This is a genomic window from Streptococcus sp. GMD4S (genome assembly GCF_000296955.1).
In genome coordinates this window covers 14817-32762 of sequence record NZ_AJRE01000032.1, presented here as the reverse complement: position 1 = coordinate 32762, position 17946 = coordinate 14817, and the positions used below count along the sequence as shown (strand labels likewise).

General features: G+C 40.7%; 23 protein-coding genes and 1 pseudogene. 8 read left to right on the top strand and 16 right to left on the bottom strand.

Annotation, left to right across the window (positions count from 1 at the left end; genetic code table 11):
- Positions 1-2: 2 nt before the first annotated feature.
- The 4 genes from GMD4S_RS02505 (at position 3) to GMD4S_RS02485 (ending at position 4234) form a co-directional block, all read left to right on the top strand.
- Positions 3-1295: a carbohydrate ABC transporter permease gene (locus GMD4S_RS02505; RefSeq protein WP_000431414.1), complete on the top strand. Its 1293-nt coding sequence runs from the start codon at positions 3-5 to the stop codon at positions 1293-1295.
- Between the two features lies 1 nt (position 1296).
- Positions 1297-2139 carry a sugar ABC transporter permease gene (locus tag GMD4S_RS02500; protein ID WP_001065656.1) on the top strand — a complete coding sequence of 281 codons (843 nt, stop codon included), beginning with the start codon at positions 1297-1299 and terminating at the stop codon, positions 2137-2139.
- A gap of 298 nt (positions 2140-2437) precedes the next feature.
- Positions 2438-3238 carry a DUF1189 domain-containing protein gene (locus GMD4S_RS02490; RefSeq protein ID WP_000938240.1) on the top strand — a complete coding sequence of 267 codons (801 nt, stop codon included), beginning with the start codon at positions 2438-2440 and terminating at the stop codon, positions 3236-3238.
- Positions 3239-3247: 9 nt separating this feature from the next.
- Positions 3248-4234 carry a LacI family DNA-binding transcriptional regulator gene (locus GMD4S_RS02485; protein ID WP_001145416.1) on the top strand — a complete coding sequence of 329 codons (987 nt, stop codon included), beginning with the start codon at positions 3248-3250 and terminating at the stop codon, positions 4232-4234.
- A 33-nt stretch (positions 4235-4267) separates the two neighbouring features.
- On the opposite strand, the gene GMD4S_RS02480 is transcribed toward GMD4S_RS02485, so the two are convergent.
- From GMD4S_RS02480 to hisS, 9 genes are all read right to left on the bottom strand, one after another.
- Positions 4268-5209 carry a YitT family protein gene (locus GMD4S_RS02480; protein WP_000806300.1) on the bottom strand — a complete coding sequence of 314 codons (942 nt, stop codon included), beginning with the start codon at positions 5207-5209 and terminating at the stop codon, positions 4268-4270.
- Entirely contained in the window at positions 5187-6950 is a 1764-nt protein-coding gene (gene aspS, locus GMD4S_RS02475) for an aspartate--tRNA ligase (protein ID WP_000830905.1), read from the bottom strand. Before aspS ends, GMD4S_RS02480 begins: the two co-directional genes overlap by 23 nt.
- 151 nt (positions 6951-7101) lie before the next feature.
- Entirely contained in the window at positions 7102-7320 is a 219-nt protein-coding gene (locus GMD4S_RS02470; RefSeq protein WP_000832178.1) for a hypothetical protein, read from the bottom strand.
- Between the two features lie 17 nt (positions 7321-7337).
- Positions 7338-7979 (bottom strand): CPBP family intramembrane glutamic endopeptidase, encoded by a 642-nt coding sequence (locus GMD4S_RS02465; RefSeq protein WP_000771227.1) that lies wholly within the window; start codon positions 7977-7979, stop codon positions 7338-7340.
- Between the two features lie 9 nt (positions 7980-7988).
- Complete coding sequence (locus GMD4S_RS02460; protein ID WP_000730198.1) at positions 7989-8723, bottom strand: DUF3169 family protein; 735 nt, start codon at positions 8721-8723, stop codon at positions 7989-7991.
- A gap of 13 nt (positions 8724-8736) precedes the next feature.
- Positions 8737-9087: a PspC domain-containing protein gene (locus GMD4S_RS02455; protein ID WP_000657658.1), complete on the bottom strand. Its 351-nt coding sequence runs from the start codon at positions 9085-9087 to the stop codon at positions 8737-8739.
- 2 nt (positions 9088-9089) lie between these two features.
- Positions 9090-9287: a hypothetical protein gene (locus GMD4S_RS02450; RefSeq protein WP_001046146.1), complete on the bottom strand. Its 198-nt coding sequence runs from the start codon at positions 9285-9287 to the stop codon at positions 9090-9092.
- Positions 9284-9490 carry a helix-turn-helix transcriptional regulator gene (locus tag GMD4S_RS02445; RefSeq protein ID WP_000916943.1) on the bottom strand — a complete coding sequence of 69 codons (207 nt, stop codon included), beginning with the start codon at positions 9488-9490 and terminating at the stop codon, positions 9284-9286. Before GMD4S_RS02445 ends, GMD4S_RS02450 begins: the two co-directional genes overlap by 4 nt.
- Positions 9491-9633: 143 nt before the next feature.
- A complete protein-coding gene (gene hisS, locus GMD4S_RS02440) occupies positions 9634-10914 on the bottom strand; it encodes a histidine--tRNA ligase (protein ID WP_000775880.1) in 1281 nt (426 codons plus the stop codon).
- Between the two features lie 167 nt (positions 10915-11081).
- Here hisS and GMD4S_RS02435 point away from each other — a divergent pair, with 167 nt between their 5' ends.
- Positions 11082-11423, top strand: a complete 342-nt coding sequence (locus tag GMD4S_RS02435; RefSeq protein ID WP_001204052.1) for a metal-sulfur cluster assembly factor — start codon at positions 11082-11084, stop codon at positions 11421-11423.
- A 176-nt stretch (positions 11424-11599) separates the two neighbouring features.
- Here GMD4S_RS02435 and ilvD read toward each other — a convergent pair whose 3' ends face one another.
- Positions 11600-13303: a dihydroxy-acid dehydratase gene (gene ilvD / locus GMD4S_RS02430; protein ID WP_000137380.1), complete on the bottom strand. Its 1704-nt coding sequence runs from the start codon at positions 13301-13303 to the stop codon at positions 11600-11602.
- A gap of 220 nt (positions 13304-13523) precedes the next feature.
- Between ilvD and rpmF the strand changes: the two genes are divergently transcribed.
- Positions 13524-13706, top strand: coding sequence for a 50S ribosomal protein L32 (gene rpmF / locus GMD4S_RS02425; protein WP_000290417.1), 183 nt, complete (start codon positions 13524-13526; stop codon positions 13704-13706).
- A gap of 15 nt (positions 13707-13721) precedes the next feature.
- Complete coding sequence (gene rpmG / locus GMD4S_RS02420; protein ID WP_001265622.1) at positions 13722-13871, top strand: 50S ribosomal protein L33; 150 nt, start codon at positions 13722-13724, stop codon at positions 13869-13871.
- Between the two features lie 448 nt (positions 13872-14319).
- Here rpmG and GMD4S_RS02415 read toward each other — a convergent pair whose 3' ends face one another.
- The 6 genes and pseudogenes from GMD4S_RS02415 to GMD4S_RS02395 all read right to left on the bottom strand — a co-directional run bounded on the left by GMD4S_RS02415 (position 14320) and on the right by GMD4S_RS02395 (position 17634).
- Positions 14320-15369 carry a DUF389 domain-containing protein gene (locus GMD4S_RS02415; protein ID WP_000126416.1) on the bottom strand — a complete coding sequence of 350 codons (1050 nt, stop codon included), beginning with the start codon at positions 15367-15369 and terminating at the stop codon, positions 14320-14322.
- Positions 15366-15689: a potassium channel family protein gene (locus GMD4S_RS02410; RefSeq protein ID WP_001253404.1), complete on the bottom strand. Its 324-nt coding sequence runs from the start codon at positions 15687-15689 to the stop codon at positions 15366-15368. The genes GMD4S_RS02415 and GMD4S_RS02410 overlap by 4 nt, the downstream gene beginning before the upstream one ends.
- A gap of 13 nt (positions 15690-15702) precedes the next feature.
- The gene (locus GMD4S_RS02405) at positions 15703-16044 is read right to left on the bottom strand and encodes a hypothetical protein (protein WP_000397556.1); all 342 of its coding nucleotides are present in this window, start codon (positions 16042-16044) and stop codon (positions 15703-15705) included.
- A pseudogene (locus GMD4S_RS12775) lies at positions 16026-16271 on the bottom strand (TMEM175 family protein); the annotation flags it as partial. The pseudogene GMD4S_RS12775 and the gene GMD4S_RS02405, both read right to left, overlap by 19 nt.
- A 398-nt stretch (positions 16272-16669) precedes the next feature.
- Positions 16670-17008 carry a Cd(II)/Zn(II)-sensing metalloregulatory transcriptional regulator CadX gene (gene cadX / locus GMD4S_RS02400; protein WP_000711083.1) on the bottom strand — a complete coding sequence of 113 codons (339 nt, stop codon included), beginning with the start codon at positions 17006-17008 and terminating at the stop codon, positions 16670-16672.
- 11 nt (positions 17009-17019) lie between these two features.
- Positions 17020-17634, bottom strand: coding sequence for a CadD family cadmium resistance transporter (locus tag GMD4S_RS02395; protein ID WP_000250556.1), 615 nt, complete (start codon positions 17632-17634; stop codon positions 17020-17022).
- 28 nt (positions 17635-17662) lie between these two features.
- Here GMD4S_RS02395 and GMD4S_RS13905 point away from each other — a divergent pair, with 28 nt between their 5' ends.
- Entirely contained in the window at positions 17663-17848 is a 186-nt protein-coding gene (locus tag GMD4S_RS13905; RefSeq protein ID WP_009013804.1) for a hypothetical protein, read from the top strand.
- Positions 17849-17946 lie beyond the last annotated feature (98 nt).

Here is a 17946-nt window from a genome sequence, read left to right as displayed (position 1 = left end):
TCATGGAAAACCAACAACCTAGCAAAGCAGCCTTGCTTTCAGTGATTCCTGGGTTAGGACAGATTTACAATAAACAAAAGGCCAAAGGTTTTATCTTCCTTGGTGTAACTATCGTATTTGTTCTTTATTTCCTAGCACTTGCAGCCCCTGAATTGCACAATTTGATCACTCTTGGTGACAAGCCAGGTCGTGATAATTCCCTCTTTATGCTGATTCGTGGTGCCTTCCATTTAATCTTTGTAGTCGTTTATGTGCTCTTTTATTTCTCAAATATTAAAGATGCACATACAATCGCAAAACGTATTAACAATGGAATTCCTGTCCCACGTACTTTTAAAGATATGATCAAAGGTATTTATGAGAATGGTTTCCCTTACCTCTTGATCATCCCATCTTACGTCGCTATGACATTTGCGATTATCTTCCCAGTTATCGTAACCTTGATGATTGCCTTTACCAACTATGACTTCCAACACTTGCCACCAAACAAATTGTTGGACTGGGTTGGTTTGACTAACTTTACAAACATCTGGAGCTTAAGTACCTTCCGTTCAGCCTTCGGTGCGGTTCTTTCTTGGACCATCATCTGGGCCTTGTCTGCTTCTACTTTGCAGATTGTGATTGGTATCTTCACTGCTATCATTGCTAACCAACCATTTATCAAAGGAAAACGTATCTTTGGTGTTATTTTCCTTCTTCCTTGGGCTGTTCCAGCCTTCATCACTATCTTGACATTCTCAAACATGTTTAACGATAGTGTCGGAGCGATCAACACTCAAGTATTGCCTATCTTGGCTAAGGTTCTTCCTTTCCTTGACGGTGCTCTTATCCCTTGGAAAACAGACCCAACTTGGACGAAGATTGCCTTGATTATGATGCAAGGTTGGCTAGGATTCCCATACATCTACGTTTTGACTTTGGGTATCTTGCAGTCAATTCCTAACGACCTCTACGAAGCGGCTTATATCGATGGTGCCAATGCTTGGCAAAAATTCCGCAACATCACTTTCCCTATGATTTTGGCTGTTGCAGCACCAACATTGATCAGCCAATACACCTTCAACTTTAACAACTTCTCTATCATGTACCTCTTCAACGGCGGAGGTCCTGGTAGCGTTGGTGGTGGAGCCGGTTCAACTGATATCTTGATCTCATGGATTTATCGCTTGACAACAGGTACATCTCCTCAATACTCTATGGCGGCAGCTGTTACCTTGATCATCTCTATCATTGTCATCTCTATCTCTATGATCGCATTCAAGAAACTACACGCATTTGATATGGAGGACGTCTAAGATGAATAACTCAATCAAACTCAAACGTAGACTGACTCAAACCCTCACTTACCTCTACTTGATTGGTCTTTCAATCGTGATTATCTATCCACTTTTGATTACTATTATGTCAGCCTTCAAGACTGGTAACGTCGTAGCTTTTAAACTAGATGCTAACGTCGACTTTAGCTTTGCCAACTTCCAAGGGCTCTTCACTGAAACCTTGTACGGCACTTGGTACCTCAACACTTTGATTATCGCCTTGATTACAATGGCTGTTCAAACAAGTATCATCGTACTTGCTGGTTATGCCTACAGCCGTTACAACTTCTTGGCTCGTAAACAAAGTTTGGTCTTCTTCTTGATTATCCAAATGGTGCCAACTATGGCCGCTTTGACAGCCTTCTTCGTTATGGCCCTTATGTTGAATGCCCTTAACCAAAGCTGGTTCCTCATCTTCCTATATGTCGGTGGTGGTATCCCGATGAATGCTTGGTTGATGAAAGGCTACTTCGACACAGTACCGATGTCTCTTGATGAATCAGCAAAACTAGATGGTGCAGGACACTTCCGTCGCTTCTGGCAAATTGTTCTCCCACTCGTTCGCCCAATGGTTGCAGTACAAGCGCTCTGGGCCTTCATGGGACCTTTCGGAGACTATATCCTCTCTAGTTTCTTGCTTCGTGAGAAAGAATACTTTACAGTTGCCGTTGGTCTACAGACCTTTGTCAGCAATGTGAAAAACTTGAAGATTGCCTACTTCTCAGCAGGTGCTATCCTCATCGCCCTTCCAATCTGTATTCTCTTCTTCTTCCTACAAAAGAACTTTGTTTCAGGACTTACAAGTGGTGGCGACAAGGGATAATTTATCCCCGCCACCCTTTTTCATTTTATACTCTTCGAAAATCAAATTCAAACCACGTCAGCTTCGCCTTGCCGTAGATATATGTAACTGACTTCGTCAGTCTTATCTACAACCTCAAAGCAGTGCTTTGAGCAACCTGCGGCTAGCTTCCTAGTTTGCTCTTTGATTTTCATTGAGTATTAGAGCTTGTGACTATAAAACTATTCTTGAAGCAAGCAATTTGTCTCCTAGACTTGAAATAAAGCACATTTCTCTATATAATAATACTCATATAGAAAACACTTTTAGAAAGATGCCTATGCTTCCATATCCATTTTCATATTTTTCAAGTATTTGGGGATTTCGTAAGCCCCTGTCAAAACGTTTTGGACTCAACTGGTTTCAACTCCTCTTTACTAGCATTTTCCTCATCAGCTTGTCTATGGTTCCAATTGCCATTCAAAACAGCTCACAGGAAACGTATCCACTGGATACGTTTATCGATAATGTCTACACACCCCTGACAGATGAAGCGATCATGGATTTGTCGGAGAATGCGCAGATAATAGATGGAAAACTGAGCTATGCTGGAACTAAAAATCAGCAGCCTTCTCTTTTAATTGGCCCAAGCCAAAACAAAGAATTGCCAAAGGACTTGCAACTTCATTTTGATACGGAAGAACTCGTCATCAGTAAGGAAAGTAAGGAACTAACTCGCATTCGCTACCACGCGATTCAAACGGAGAGTTTCCAGAGTAAGGAAGATCTAACCCAAGCCATTTCTAAAGATTGGTACCAACAAAATCGGGTCTATATCAGTCTCTTTCTCGTTCTTGGTGCAAGCTTCCTCTTTGGATTGAATTTCTTCATTGTCTCTCTTGGAGCTAGTCTCCTCCTTTATATCACCAAAAAATCACGCCTCTTTTCATTTAGGACCTTTAAAGAGTGCTACCACTTTATCTTAAACTGTTTAGGATTACCCACTCTGATTACGCTTATTTTGGGACTTTTTGGCCAAAATATGACAACGCTTATCACTGTACAAAACATTCTTTTTGTTCTTTATCTGGTCACTATTTTTTACAAGACACATTTCCGTGATCCAGATTATCATAAATAGGAGATTTTTATGCCCGTGACGATTAAAGATGTGGCTAAAGCAGCAGGTGTCTCACCTTCAACTGTTACCCGCGTCATCCAAAATAAATCAACGATTAGTGATGAAACCAAAAAACGAGTTCGCAAGGCGATGAAGGAGCTCAACTACCATCCCAACCTCAATGCTCGTAGCTTGGTAAGTAGCTATACTCAGGTTATCGGTCTGGTGCTTCCTGATGACTCGGATGCCTTTTACCAAAATCCTTTCTTCCCATCTGTCCTACGAGGGATTGCCCAAGTCGCGTCTGAAAACCACTACGCTATCCAGATTGCAACGGGGAAAGATGCAAAAGAGCGGCTCAAAGCTATTTCTCAGATGGTCTATGGTAAGCGTGTAGATGGTTTGATTTTCCTCTATGCTGAAGAAGAAGATCCTCTGGTCAAGCTAGTAGCCGATGAGCAGTTCCCTTTCCTCATTCTCGGAAAATCTACTTCACCCTTTATCCCTCTTGTTGATAATGACAATGTACAGGCGGGCTTTGATGCGACAGAGTATTTCATCAAAAAAGGATGCAAACGAATTGCCTTCATCGGGGGGACAAAGCGACTCTTCGTAACGCAAGATCGTCTAACTGGCTATGAGTCCGCACTCAAACAACACCAACTTCCGATTGATACCAACTTAATCTACTTTGCAACCGAATTTCTAGAAGAAAAAGGGTATCAGTTCAGTGAACTCCTATTCAATCACGATCCGCAGATTGATGCTATCATCACAACCGACAGTCTCCTAGCCGAAGGAGCCTGTGACTATATCGCTAAGCACAAACTGGATGTTCCTGTCCTCAGCTTCGACTCAGTCAATCCTCGACTTGACCTCGTAGCTTATGTGGATATCAATAGTCTAGAACTTGGGCGCGTTTCCTTTGAAACCATTCTCCAGATCATCAACGATGCTAAAAACAATAAACAGATTTGTTACCGCCAGTTGATTGGACACAAAATTATCGAAAAATAAAGACCAGCCCCAAGGCTGGTCTTTTGAGTATTATTAATTGTCTGTTTCTACGAATCGTCCGAGGATGTGGACATTTTCGGATACAGAGACAAAGGCTGTCGGATCGACCTGTTTCATGATGTGTTTAAAATCATTAAACTCTGCTCGTGTGATAACCGTAATCAAGACTGCTTTTCTCTCATGATTATAGGTCCCTTCTGCATCGTGGATCATGGTTGCTCCGCGGTGCAATTTTTTATGGATTTTTGCGATTACCTTGTCAGGATTATTGGTCACAATCATGGCCTGCATACGTTTTTGCTTGGTAAAGACCGCATCCGTCACACGGCTCGATACAAAGATGGTAATCATGGAGTAGAGGGCGTATTTCCAACCAAAGGTCAATCCTGCTATCAGCATAATCGTCCCATTCACTAAGAAAGAAATACTACCGACATTTCTCCCTGTTTTCTTTCGAATGGTCAGACTGACGATATCTGTACCTCCGCTAGAAATATTGTTACGGAGCGCAAAACCAATCCCCAAGCCCATGACAACACCCCCAAAAAGGGCGTTGATAATGGGATCCTCTGTCAAGGTCACAACTGGTACAAGCTGGATAAAGAGAGAACTCATGGATACTGTGATGAAGGTAAAGATTGTAAACTTATGCCCAATCTGATACCAAGCCAAAATCATCAACGGAAAATTGATAGCATAAAAGGTTAGCGATATCGGAATGTAAAAACCAAACCAGTGATTACTCAAGGCAGAGATAATCTGTGCCAGACCCGTCGCGCCACTGGAGTAAACGTGCCCTGGTTGAAAAAAGAAATTGACTGCTACTGCTGACAGAAAGCCATAAACCAGAGAAGCCGATACTTTCTCATCATATTTTTCCCGAGAGATACTTTGTAAAACTCGTAAGATTTTTATCTGATAAGCAAAGCGGCGCAGATAATAGCGCCACCGCTTAATTCGTTTTGCTTGTTTCATCTTCTTCTACTTGTAAGCTGAGTTCCTCTAGTTGTTTGAGAGCGACTGTTGATGGAGCTTGAGTCATTGGGTCTGTTGCCTTATTGTTCTTAGGAAAGGCAATGACTTCACGAATATTTTCTTCTCCTGCTAAGAGCATCACAAAACGGTCAAGTCCAATAGCCAAACCACCATGTGGTGGGAAACCATAGTCCATGGCTTCAAGAAGGAAGCCAAACTGGTCATTTGCTTCTTCAGATGAGAAACCAAGAGCCTTAAACATGCGTTCTTGAAGGTCTTTTTGGTTGATACGAAGACTACCACCACCAAGCTCATAACCGTTCAAGACGATATCGTAAGCAATGGCACGAACCTTAGCCAAATCACCTTCTAATTCGTGAGCTGTTTCTTCCTGTGGAAGGGTAAATGGGTGGTGGGCGCTCATGTAGCGACCTTCTTCTTCAGACCATTCAAACATTGGCCAATCAACCACCCAAAGGAAGTTGAATTTATCGTTATCAATCAAGCCAAGCTCTTTGGCAATACGTCCACGAAGGGCACCAAGGGTTGCATTTGCTACTTCAAGCGTATCCGCCACAAAGAGAACCAAATCCTTGTCTTCAAGACCAAGCGCTGCAGTCAATTCTGCTTGCATCCCAGTCAAGAACTTGGCAACTGGTCCATTTAATTCTCCCTCAACTACCTTGACCCAAGCAAGACCTTTGGCACCGTACTGTTTGGCTACTTCGGTCATCTTGTCGATGTCTTTACGTGAGTAGTTATCCGCAGCTCCTTTGACCACAATAGCTTTAACGGCAGGTGCTTCTGAAAAGACTTTGAAATCAACACCTCTAACCACTTCTGTCAAGTCCTGAAGCAACATATCAAAACGAGTATCTGGCTTATCAGAACCGTAAAAGGCCATAGCATCATCATACTTCATACGAGGAAATGGAAGAGTTACTTCGATGCCTTTGGTTTCTTTCATCACGCGCGCAATCAATCCTTCTGTAATATCTTGGATTTCTTGCTCCGTAAGGAAGGATGTTTCCAAGTCGACCTGGGTGAACTCAGGCTGACGATCACCACGCAAGTCCTCATCACGGAAACATTTGACGATTTGGTAATAGCGGTCGAAACCAGCATTCATCAACAATTGCTTAGTGATTTGTGGACTTTGAGGAAGAGCGTAGAAATGCCCTTTATTGACACGAGATGGCACCAAATAGTCACGCGCCCCTTCTGGCGTTGACTTCGAAAGGAATGGCGTCTCCACATCGATAAACTCCAACTCATCCAAGTAATTACGGATAGAGTGGGTCACCTTGGCACGAAGCTTAAGGTTTTCTAGCATTTCTGGACGACGAAGGTCAAGGTAACGGTAACGCAAACGTGTATCGTCATTGGCCTCAATCCCATCTTTAATCTCAAAAGGTGTTGTTTTGGCTGTATTAAGCACCGTCAAAGCTGTCACGTTCAACTCAACTGCACCAGTCGGCAATTTATCATTAGCTTGCTCACGCGCAACGACTTGTCCAGTCACCTCGATGACAAACTCACTGCGAAGACTTTCAGCTGTTGCCATGACCTCTGCAGATACTTTTTCAGGGTTGATAACCAACTGCATGATTCCTTCACGGTCACGAAGGTCGATAAAGATTAAACCACCCAAGTCACGACGACGGCCAACCCATCCTTTCAAAGTAATCTCTTGTCCGATATGTTCCTCACGAACACGACCAGCATACATACTACGTTTCATGTTTTCTCTCCTCTTTTATTCTGTTACTATTTTACCATAAAAGCGCAGGCTCTTCATGAAAATCAGCAGAAAAGTTTGATTGTCTTTAGAAATCAAAACGAACAGACAAAAAATCCGATGAAAACGTCATCGGATTCTCTGATTATGATTCTTAACCTTTTTTACGCTTTTCAGCAATCTCAGCTGCCTTTTTAGGTAGAACAATCTCCGTCGCATAAGCTGTCGCAAAACGCAAGACACCTGCAATAGGCGCAAAGACAACCGCTAGATAGTTGTAAAAGAAGTCGCCTTTAAAGGCATAGGCAAGTGCCCCGATGATAAAGAAGAGAACGACCGCCTGTATCACTGCTAATAAAATTACTCGTTTCATGTGACCTCCTGACTCTATTATAGCATGAGTATCATCAAAAAGCCGATTAAATTATTCAAAGCGTGGAGAGAAATGCTGTAAAGAAGACCTTTTCGGCTTACATAAGCCAGTCCCAAACTCAATCCCAGACTAGCATAAACTAAAAACTGTTGCAAAGCCCCTGGAAAATGAATCAAGGCAAAAAGCACACTTGATACGAGGAGAAACAGAGCTGTCTGTTTGCTGTTGTTCTGCTTAGGAAAGAGATAGCGCGCCAGCATCCCTCTAAAAATGAGTTCTTCCGTCAGAGGAGCAAAGACTACCACCATAAAGAAACCAAATACAGGCTGAGCAACTGTCAATTGTGATACGATTTGTTGATTGACTGACGGATCTTCTGGCAAAAAGAACTGAGCTGTAATCGCCACTAGCAAAACCAGAGTAGGCAACCAGATATAACGATTAAAAGCTGTCGTCTGGATGCTAACCTTTTCTGTCTGATACCATCTGTAAACTCCATAAACATAGGCCCCTGACAGAGCGATATAGAGTGGCAAGACTCCAAAGATCGAAGCCCCTAGGTCAAGCGCTGATAAAGCCATACTCTGAATCAGACCATAGCCAAAGTAAAAGGATAGGACAGCTAGAAGAAACCAGCCAAGATTTTTAAGTAATTTCATAAAAGACTCCTATTTGAAATAACGTTTTACCATAGGTAATTGCATCACATTGATATAAATATGGATCGCTCCTACAAGCAAGAAGGCTAGTAACTGAATCTCTCCTGTCAGTAAGGAAAAGAGAACGATTAGAAAATAGAGAGTTGGCAAGACATACTGGTTTAATTGGAATAAAATTCGAAAACTCTGTTCTAAATTAGCCTTGCGCTCCCCTTCATCGTAAGAGTTTATATAGCCCAAGACATCTTTTGGTGTAGAGAAGAATTCCAAATCAAACTGACGAACGATCGCAATGGTCTTATAGAGATATTTTTGAGCACTGAAAATCATCACTAATGCCAAAAAAGAAAGAGATAAGGTTATAGAGCTGATATTTAGTACAATTACTTCACTACCTGAGATGAAAAGAGCCAAAAAAATCGCTACGCCTGCACTATTAAAAGCAATAGTTCCAAACTCGAGATTACGATACATTTGTACATAATAGGTTTCATTCAGATCATCATCCATTTCCTCTTGATACAAGGAGTGAAATTTTCTGCTTTTCTTTAAGAAATCGAAAGTCAAAAACATACTAATGAAACCTAACAGTAAACAAATAGATGATATCCATGGAATCACGATTTTGACATCTAAAATGGTTCCATAGTTTTCGGTATAGGCCTTAAACATCCCTGCAAACATGCCCAAGAAGCCTCCCAAGATCAAAGCCATTAAAAATAACAATCCACGTTTCTTTTTCATATTCATCCTCTTTCTAAACTAATCCAACCAACCACTGACCAAAGTCCTTACCTGACTCAAAGATAGCGGTCAAGCCTTCTGTTCCAAGTGACACCAAAATCAAACAAACAGCAAGTAAGAGAATAGCTTGGTTTCTAGCTTTTTTTGCTCCATCCCCCAAGGGTTCATTGCCAAGCCAACCTGCTAGATAGGCATAGAGAGTTACTGTTATAATACCAATCTCCGTAGAAGAGAGAAACAAGAAGACTGTCACCAAACGAACGATATTGGCTTGAATGTTAAAATAATTTCCTAAACCTGCACAAACACCCGCAAGTTCTTTGTGCTCAGTATCGACTTGAAAACCCGCTAAAAACTCTTTCATATTCATTCTCCTTTTTCACTTGCTAGATTTTTGAATTTCTTTTCAATCCAGTCAACTACTGGGATGAGAGCAAAGTAGGCCCAAACAAATTGGTCGCTTTGATATGGATTAAACCAGCCTAGGTCCATCCCAATCAGTAGAAATACGCTGACTAATAGAGCTATGGCAACTACATAATACATTACTTTATACTTATTCATTCCTCATCCTCCTCTATACGAAAGACTGACTCGACTGGCTCATGGAATATCTGAGCAATCTTCAGGGCAATAACGATGGATGGGGTGTACTCATCCCGTTCTAACAAACTGATGGTCTGTCTGGAAACTCCTGCTAGCTTGGCAAGTTCGGTCTGATTGAGACCATCGCGAGCCCGAAGCTCTTTTAAACGATTTTTAAGCATTCCTTTCTCCTTTACTCTTAACTTACTTATATTGTAACACATCTTTTTCTTTTTGACAAGTATATTTGTCAAAAAGTTTATGATTTTTGTCATTTTGCAAAAGAAAACGGTCAGGAGTAAGGTCCTGACCGGTTTTTCTACTATTAAAAGCCTAATTTTTCAAAGATTTCTGAGAAATTTTGATTGATAGCATCAAGTGACACTTGAACTTCTTCTCGTGTTTGGTTGTTCTTAACCGTCACTTGTCCGCTTTCGACTTCGCTCTCCCCTAGCGTGATGAGAGTCTTAGCCGCAAAGACATCGGCTGACTTGAACTGAGCTTTAAGCTTCCGGTTGAGGTAGTCACGCTCTGCTTTGAATCCTTGTTGGCGAAGGGCTTGTACCAATTCCAAGGCCTTAACATTTGCTCCTTCACCCAAGACTGCGATATAAACATCTAGAGCGTTTTCGATAGGGAGGGCCACACCTTGCTTTTCAAGAATGAGAAGCAGGCGCTCTACACCAAGGCCAAATCCAAATCCAGCAGTTTCAGGACCACCAAAGTAAGCAACCAAACCATCGTAGCGACCACCCGCACAGACCGTCAAGTCATTGCCCTCAATCTCAGTAATGAACTCGAAAATCGTGTGGTTGTAATAGTCCAGACCGCGCACCATATTGGTATCGATGATATAGTCTACACCCAGATTTTCCAACATCTGACGGACGGCATCAAAATGAGCTTGGCTTTCCTCATCAAGGAAATCCAAGATAGACGGCGCATTCTCTACTGCTACCTTGTCTTCTTTTTCCTTAGAGTCCAAGACACGGAGAGGATTTTCCTCCAAACGACGTTGGCTATCCTTCGACAAGGTCTCCTTGAGCGGTGTTAAATAGTCGATCAAGGCTTGACGATAAGCCGCACGGCTCTCAGGATTTCCCAGAGTGTTAAGGTGCAATTTCACACCTTGGATGCCGATTTCTTTCAAGAAATAAGCTGCCATCGCGATAGTTTCCACATCGGTAGCTGGATTGCTAGAGCCAAAACACTCGACACCAATCTGGTGGAACTGGCGTAAACGACCTGCTTGTGGACGCTCATAACGGAACATAGGGCCCATATAGTAGAACTTGCTTGGCTTTTGCACTTCTGGTGCGAAGAGTTTATTTTCCACATAGGAACGGACAACGGGCGCAGTTCCTTCTGGACGAAGGGTGATATGACGATCACCCTTGTCATAGAAATCATACATTTCCTTGGTTACGATATCTGTTGTGTCTCCGACAGAGCGACTGATGACCTCGTAATGCTCAAAAATAGGCGTGCGCACTTCTGCATAGTTATAGCGCTTGAAAATTTCACGGGCAAAGCCCTCAACGTACTGCCACTTGGCAGACTCAGCAGGTAAAATATCCTGCGTTCCTTTTGGTTTTTGTAATTTCATAGGGAATCCTCTTTAAACTTAATAGTCTTATTTTACCACAAATAGAGGGATTAAAACAGTGAGAGCAGAAAATCTCAAGAGAGTCTTTTCAGAAAATTCATCAAAAACTTGCCAAATTGTCAGAATTATGAGAAAATAGAGGATATTTATCAGGTGGAGGGACTGTTATGAGAGACGATATCAAAATCAATGACCGCGCTTTGGCCTTACAAGACCAAATTATCGAAAAACTAGAGAAGGTTTTTGATACAGATGTGGAATTGGATGTTTACAATCTAGGACTGATTTATGAAATCAATCTGGATGAAACGGGTCTCTGTAAGATTGTCATGACCTTCACCGATACTGCCTGTGATTGCGCTGAAAGCCTGCCTATCGAAATCGTGGCAGGTCTGAAACAAATAGAGGGTATCGAAGATGTCAAGGTTGAAGTTACCTGGTCGCCTGCCTGGAAGATTACACGAATCAGTCGCTACGGCCGTATTGCCCTTGGACTGCCACCTCGTTAATACTCTTCAAAAATCTCTTCAAACCACGTCAGCTTTATCTCCAACCTCAAAGCTGTGCTTTGAGCAACCTGCGCCTAGCTTTCTAGTTTGCTCTTTGATTTTTATTGAGTATAAGCAGGCAAATCATTTTTGAAGAAGATGAAAAAAAGCAAGCCAAAATGGCTTGCTTTTTGAGTTTACTTTTTACCTGACTTGTCCATATTCCAGAAGTCTGTCACGGCTCCGCGTGAAGCAGATGATACGATATGGGCATATTTACCGAGAACACCACGGCTGTAAAGAGGTGGCAATGTTGTTTCTGCCTTGCGTTTTTCAAGTTCTTCTTCTGATACGGCCATGGAAATTTCTTTGGTATCTTGGTCAACCGTAACGATATCACCTGTACGGAGGTAAGCAATCGGTCCACCATCCTGAGCTTCAGGAGCGATATGTCCGACAACCAGACCATAAGTACCACCAGAGAAGCGTCCATCCGTCAAGAGGGCAACCTTGTCTCCTTGACCTTTACCAACGATCATGGATGAAAGGGATAGCATCTCAGGCATACCAGGACCACCCTTAGGCCCAACGAAACGGACAACAACTACATCGCCATCAACGATTTCATCTGTCAGAACAGCCTGGATAGCATCTTCTTCTGAGTCAAAGACCTTAGCTGGTCCAACGTGGCGACGCACTTTCACACCTGATACTTTAGCAACCGCACCATCAGGGGCAAGGTTCCCATTCAAGATGATAAGCGGACCGTCTGCACGTTTTGGATTTTCAAGTGGCATAATGACTTTTTGGCCTGGTGTAAGGTCTGCAAAGTCAGCCAAGTTTTCAGCGACTGTCTTACCAGTACATGTGATGCGGTCGCCATGAAGGAAACCATTTGCCAAGAGGTATTTCATAACCGCAGGGACACCACCGACTTCGTAGAGGTCTTGAAAGACATACTGACCAGATGGTTTCAAGTCAGCCAAGTGAGGCACGCGCTCTTGGATCGTATTGAAGTCCTCAAGTGACAAGTCAACATTAGCCGCATGGGCAATGGCAAGCAAGTGAAGAGTGGCATTTGTAGAACCACCGAGAGCCATAGTTACAGTGATGGCATCTTCAAAAGCTTCACGAGTCAAGATATCTGATGGTTTGAGACCAAGCTCCAGCATCTTGACAACAGCACGTCCTGCTGCTTCGATATCTTCTTTCTTGTCAGCTGATTCAGCTGGATGAGATGAAGATCCTGGCAAACTCATACCGAGAACTTCGATAGCAGTTGCCATGGTATTAGCTGTATACATACCACCACAGCCACCAGGGCCAGGGCAGGCATTACATTCGAGACGTTTCACGTCCTCAGCTGTCATGTCACCATGGTTCCATTTTCCGATACCCTCAAAGACAGAAACCAAGTCAATGTCTTTGCCATCAAGATTTCCCGGTGCAATAGTACCACCATAGGCGAAAATAGCTGGAATATCCATATTGGCAATGGCAATCATAGAACCAGGCATGTTCTTGTCACAGCCACCGATAGCGACAAAGGCATCCACGTTGTGACCACCCATCGCAGCCTCAATAGAGTCCGCGATGATGTCACGAGATGTTAGAGAGAAACGCATACCAGGCGTTCCCATGGCGATCCCGTCTGCTACGGTAATGGTTCCAAACTGAACAGGCCAAGCGCCCGCAGATTTGACACCTTCTTTAGCCAATTTCCCAAAATCATGCAAGTGAATGTTACATGGTGTATTTTCCGCCCAAGTTGAAATCACTCCCACAATCGGTGTTTCAAAGTCCTTATCTGTCATTCCAGTGGCACGAAGCATGGCACGGTTTGGTGATTTCACCATACTGTCATAAACGCTACTGCGGTGACGTGTATCTAATTCTGTCATTTGTTCCCTCCCATTTCAGTTTTTACCATTATAGCACAATTTCCGCATGAAGAACAGAATAAAATTCTTGAATTTTCAGAAAATTTCGATTACTAGCTTCTAATTTTTTTATCTTTTTTTGTCAAGTAACTTTACTTTACAAAAAAAATGTGTTATCCTAGTATGGTTGATGAAAATCACTAGATTGAATCGAATTTAAATACCTAAAGGAGAAAAGAAAATGGCAGTACCTGCACGTCGCACCTCAAAAGCGAAGAAAAACAAACGTCGTACACACTACAAAGTAACAGCTCCATCTGTAAACTTTGACGAAACTACTGGAGATTACTCACGTTCTCACCGCGTATCACTTAAAGGATACTACAAAGGACGTAAAATCGCTAAAGCTGCATCAGCTGAATAATAGAAGGGAGATACCATGCGCGTAAATATCACACTTGAACACAAAGAATCTGGTGAACGCTTGTACCTTACTTCTAAAAACAAACGTAACACTCCAGACCGTCTTCAATTGAAGAAATACTCACCAAAACTTCGCAAGCACGTAGTGTTTACAGAAGTTAAGTAGGGGTTCAATACGAATCAATACATAAGAAAAACGCTGATTTAAAGCGTTTTTTCTTTTTGCCAAATGCGATATATTGCACTGTATTTCAATCCAAACTCTACCTTTTTCTCTACCTTTTTTCTTAAGACCTGGTTTGGAAAGTATGAATTTCAGTTGGACTAAAAACAGCGTAATATCAAGACTTTTCTCCGCTTTTATAAAAGCGTTTTTCCAATCAAATTCAACTAATTTTATCTAAATGGTGTGGATTTTACCCCCAAAATTACAGAGAATGGAGCTGATAAACACTAAACGTTCACACCATTAGTTAAATGATTTTTTTCATCATTTTTCTTAGATGATAGAACTTCTAATTTATTTCTTATTCAAGCAAAAACAACCTGCTATAAGTAAGAAAGAGGAAGATACAAGAAAAACACGGCGTAAAAACCGATTCAGTTCATTGTCCTCAATCCTTGTCTGCTTCATTTTCTTTTACGAGATCGTTTTGTGAATCTTTTTCAGAGAGTTTTTGATCAATATACTTGTCAATGTTTTCATAAAATTCCTTGGTCGCTTCACTATCTAATGTTGGCGAGTTCTGAACTTGATTCACTTTCAATTGAACAGATTGAATACCGTAAGAGGCTTGTTTTTGGTGGAGTGTTTCTAATTCTTCTTCTGAAATCGGATCTCCAACAACCGTCAAGACCAATTCATTGTTACTTGACTTGTAGACTTGATTAATAACCGTATAATTGGCGAACTCTTTTCCTACAAACTGTTTGATCCCTTCTTTGCGCGCTTGTTCTATTGTCAGAGTAACTGCCGAATAGCTAGCTGGAAGAATCAACAATACAATCAAAGAAATCAAGCCAATTCTCATTTTAATGCTCAGCTCTTTAAATGAAGTTAAAGGAGATTTTCTCATCAAAATTCTTGTTCCAACAATGTTGGCTAGCATGATAAAGACACAGTTGATCAAGAAAAGATAGAGAGCCCCCAATAAAAATCGTACATTCCCATTAGCTAAACCATAGCCAGCAGTACAGATAGGCGGCATCAAAGCTGTAGCAATGGCTACTCCTGGCACGATATTGTTTGCTTCTTTTTTCCTTGAACCGATCACACCAGCAATCCCACCAGCAATAGCAATGAGAACATCCCAAATGGTTGGAGAGGTTCGTGCGATCAACTCGCTACTTGCATAAGACAAGGGAGAAATCCAGAAATACAGAGTCGAGACAAGCAAACTGACCAACACTTGAGTCAATAAAACCTCTAGAGATTGCTTGATTAAACGCGTATCAAAAATAGCTAAACCGAATCCCAGTCCAACAATCGGTGTCATGAGAGGTGAAATTAACATGGCTCCAATAATAACAGCTGTTGAATTCATATTTAGACCGATAGAGGCAATAAAAATTGCACACATCAAAATCGCTGTATCTCTCAATCGAACATGAAGGTCATCGTATAATTTCTCACGGTATTCCCGTGTTGAATAATTGGCAGTCATTTGTCCTCTCCTCTTTCCTTATTTAAATCGGTATAATAATTAATAATAACAGCTGATAAACAGCCAAAAAATATGAGCCCATAAATCGTCAAGAAGACACTGGTAATCCTTCCAATCAAGGTCACAGCTAGGAGATCCCCGTAGCCGACAGTCGTCGAAGTCACAAAAGCATACCAAAGACCGTCTCCGTAATTTGTGATAGCAGGTTCAACTAGGAAAAGCACGCCTCCTGACCCAAAAACAAAGGTCACAAAACTCAGAGCAAACCGAGTAAAACCCGTAACCTGTATAATATGCCATAACATTTTTAAACGTCTCATTTGTTCTCCTTATTCATACTAGCTCCTGACCGAGCCGTTTTTTCCAATAATCAAAGTGAAGATAGGACATGATCTCCATCAGAGAAAGATAGACAAACTGATAGATCTGATTTAAGCTGATTATCAACTGATATTGTTTGAAAAATGACTGGAAGAAAGACCAGATATGACTGTCTTGAATCAGTCCCTTCTTAACATCAGACAGGATATTAGCTAAAGCTCCCAAGGACTGAAACGGTAAATCCTTGACATTTATATAGATCCGGTCCACCACATCATTCAGACTGGTATCTTGGATGGCATGAAATTCTCCAAAGAGAACTCCTGCCGCTCCAAGAGTAGAAACAAATTCCACCAAATAATTTCTGAGGAAATTTTCTCAACCTTTTCCCATAATGTGTTTAGTGCCATCCATAACGATCCCAACCAGAAAAAGGAAAGAAAATAAGCAAAGAAATTTTGCCGTAAATCCCAAAAAGCTTGAAGACTTGGTGTCGTTGGTTTTTCTAACTCTAAAATCAAAATGGTCATAATAATTGCTAGAACAGCATCTGTCAATGCAATTAATCTATCTTTCTTCATCAGATTACGTTGCCTTTCATTTTGTAGTATTCTATCTCATCGTATAATATTTATTAATCTTAAATATTGGATAGTCACTTCATATTTTGAGTACAAACAAGATACACTAAAAAGCATGTATCTGTCATATTTTATTTAACTTTAGAAATATTCATCCATCTAATCAATAAATATATCATATTTCACAATAAATGACTACTATCAAAGATACATTTTCTTTCAGATTTCTCCCTTTTAAACTTGGCTAACTTGACCTGCATTACCTAGGTCGCTTTGCTTTAAATTATACTTTTTTCTTAAAGATTTGCTACGAGTAGTCTTTCATGTGAGTAATTTTTATCAAAAAATTTCATAGATAAGTCCTATATATAATCATGATAAAGTAGTAAAAATAGTTGTTATCCTAGTTGATTAAAAAAGTCTTTGATTTCCTCATCTTTTATAAAATAATATATAATTTTCCCCTCTCTTCTAGTATCCAAGATGTTTTGATTGGCTAGTTTACGAAGATGGTGGGAGGCAGATGCCATACTGAGATTTAGTAAACAGGCTATATCACAGACACAGAGTTCTTCAACAGCAAGGAGATAAAAGATGATATTTATCTGTTTATTATCGGTAAACTTTGATAAAATACGAAGTGATTTTTGGACTTTTTCCTTTTCAAGGTAGTTCGTTGCGGTTGTAACATTTTGCTGATTTATAATATTCACTTGGCAGATACTATCTTTTTTCATAATTTTTTCTCCTAGCCGAACACAGTCCTTAGCATGTTAAAGCTGTTGTTTTCAATCAGGATATACATCCCCAGTCCTAAATAAACAACGGCAATAAACCATCTGCTATATTTTTCCAAAGTTTCTCCAACAGAAGGGACTTGTGCCAATTTTTGGGCAGAAAAAACCAAGAGATAAATCATGACTAGAAAGGTAAGTAAAGCCACTATCAAATTCGCTAAATTTAAGGTAATAAAATATGGGACAAAAACACCAATATTGTCAGCACCACAACTTGCAAAAGTAATCATAGCGACTAGAAAAATCAGGTTTTTATTATCTTTGCGCAAACCATCTTTTGCAATAGCTTCTCCATCAGAATCTCCTAAAAGCAAAACTTTGAGTCCTAGGAAAATTGGAATCAAACCGAGCAAACCTAAAATCTCTTTACTAGGAATATAATTTAAGACAAATGCAAAAAGTAAACTTAGCAATATTAGACTAACAGAGCCTAGAAATTGTCCTAAATAGATGTTAATGATGTCTTTTCTGCTTTTTCTTTTGGCAAAAAATAACATTAGGATAATAAGTAAGTCTACGGCTGTCCCAGAATACAGGATTATTGAAGTAACAACATTTTGAACCATAAAGCACCTCATTCAAATATATTTTTGAATGTATTTTAACATTAAACTTTGTAGATGTCAACTTCAGCTCCATCAAAATATAGATAAGAAGGTAGTGTCCCAAACATTAAAAAGCCCTGCCATCGAAATGATAGCAGGGCTTAACTTCAATATCCAGATGATATATTTATCTAAAAAAGGTAGAGTAAAAGGTAGAGTTTTTATTGATTTGTAGTGCGATATAATGAGTTTCCAAAAATCAAAAATCGCTTAAAATCAATATTTTGACATCTATTGACGTGTACTGAAACCCTTACTTAACCTCTGTAAGGA

Bases quoted from the DNA above. Each gene is read 5' to 3' on its own strand.
- GMD4S_RS02505 (WP_000431414.1), top strand. From the start codon at position 3: ATGGAAAACCAACAACCTAGCAAAGCAGCCTTGCTTTCAGTGATTCCT.
- GMD4S_RS02500 (WP_001065656.1), top strand. From the start codon at position 1,297: ATGAATAACTCAATCAAACTCAAACGTAGACTGACTCAAACCCTCACT.
- GMD4S_RS02490 (WP_000938240.1), top strand. From the start codon at position 2,438: ATGCTTCCATATCCATTTTCATATTTTTCAAGTATTTGGGGATTTCGT.
- GMD4S_RS02485 (WP_001145416.1), top strand. From the start codon at position 3,248: ATGCCCGTGACGATTAAAGATGTGGCTAAAGCAGCAGGTGTCTCACCT.
- GMD4S_RS02480 (WP_000806300.1), bottom strand. From the start codon at position 5,209: ATGAAACAAGCAAAACGAATTAAGCGGTGGCGCTATTATCTGCGCCGC.
- aspS (WP_000830905.1), bottom strand. From the start codon at position 6,950: ATGAAACGTAGTATGTATGCTGGTCGTGTTCGTGAGGAACATATCGGA.
- GMD4S_RS02470 (WP_000832178.1), bottom strand. From the start codon at position 7,320: ATGAAACGAGTAATTTTATTAGCAGTGATACAGGCGGTCGTTCTCTTC.
- GMD4S_RS02465 (WP_000771227.1), bottom strand. From the start codon at position 7,979: ATGAAATTACTTAAAAATCTTGGCTGGTTTCTTCTAGCTGTCCTATCC.
- GMD4S_RS02460 (WP_000730198.1), bottom strand. From the start codon at position 8,723: ATGAAAAAGAAACGTGGATTGTTATTTTTAATGGCTTTGATCTTGGGA.
- GMD4S_RS02455 (WP_000657658.1), bottom strand. From the start codon at position 9,087: ATGAAAGAGTTTTTAGCGGGTTTTCAAGTCGATACTGAGCACAAAGAA.
- GMD4S_RS02450 (WP_001046146.1), bottom strand. From the start codon at position 9,287: ATGAATAAGTATAAAGTAATGTATTATGTAGTTGCCATAGCTCTATTA.
- GMD4S_RS02445 (WP_000916943.1), bottom strand. From the start codon at position 9,490: ATGCTTAAAAATCGTTTAAAAGAGCTTCGGGCTCGCGATGGTCTCAAT.
- hisS (WP_000775880.1), bottom strand. From the start codon at position 10,914: ATGAAATTACAAAAACCAAAAGGAACGCAGGATATTTTACCTGCTGAG.
- GMD4S_RS02435 (WP_001204052.1), top strand. From the start codon at position 11,082: ATGAGAGACGATATCAAAATCAATGACCGCGCTTTGGCCTTACAAGAC.
- ilvD (WP_000137380.1), bottom strand. From the start codon at position 13,303: ATGACAGAATTAGATACACGTCACCGCAGTAGCGTTTATGACAGTATG.
- rpmF (WP_000290417.1), top strand. From the start codon at position 13,524: ATGGCAGTACCTGCACGTCGCACCTCAAAAGCGAAGAAAAACAAACGT.
- rpmG (WP_001265622.1), top strand. From the start codon at position 13,722: ATGCGCGTAAATATCACACTTGAACACAAAGAATCTGGTGAACGCTTG.
- GMD4S_RS02415 (WP_000126416.1), bottom strand. From the start codon at position 15,369: ATGACTGCCAATTATTCAACACGGGAATACCGTGAGAAATTATACGAT.
- GMD4S_RS02410 (WP_001253404.1), bottom strand. From the start codon at position 15,689: ATGAGACGTTTAAAAATGTTATGGCATATTATACAGGTTACGGGTTTT.
- cadX (WP_000711083.1), bottom strand. From the start codon at position 17,008: ATGAAAAAAGATAGTATCTGCCAAGTGAATATTATAAATCAGCAAAAT.
- GMD4S_RS02395 (WP_000250556.1), bottom strand. From the start codon at position 17,634: ATGGTTCAAAATGTTGTTACTTCAATAATCCTGTATTCTGGGACAGCC.
- GMD4S_RS13905 (WP_009013804.1), top strand. From the start codon at position 17,663: ATGTATTTTAACATTAAACTTTGTAGATGTCAACTTCAGCTCCATCAA.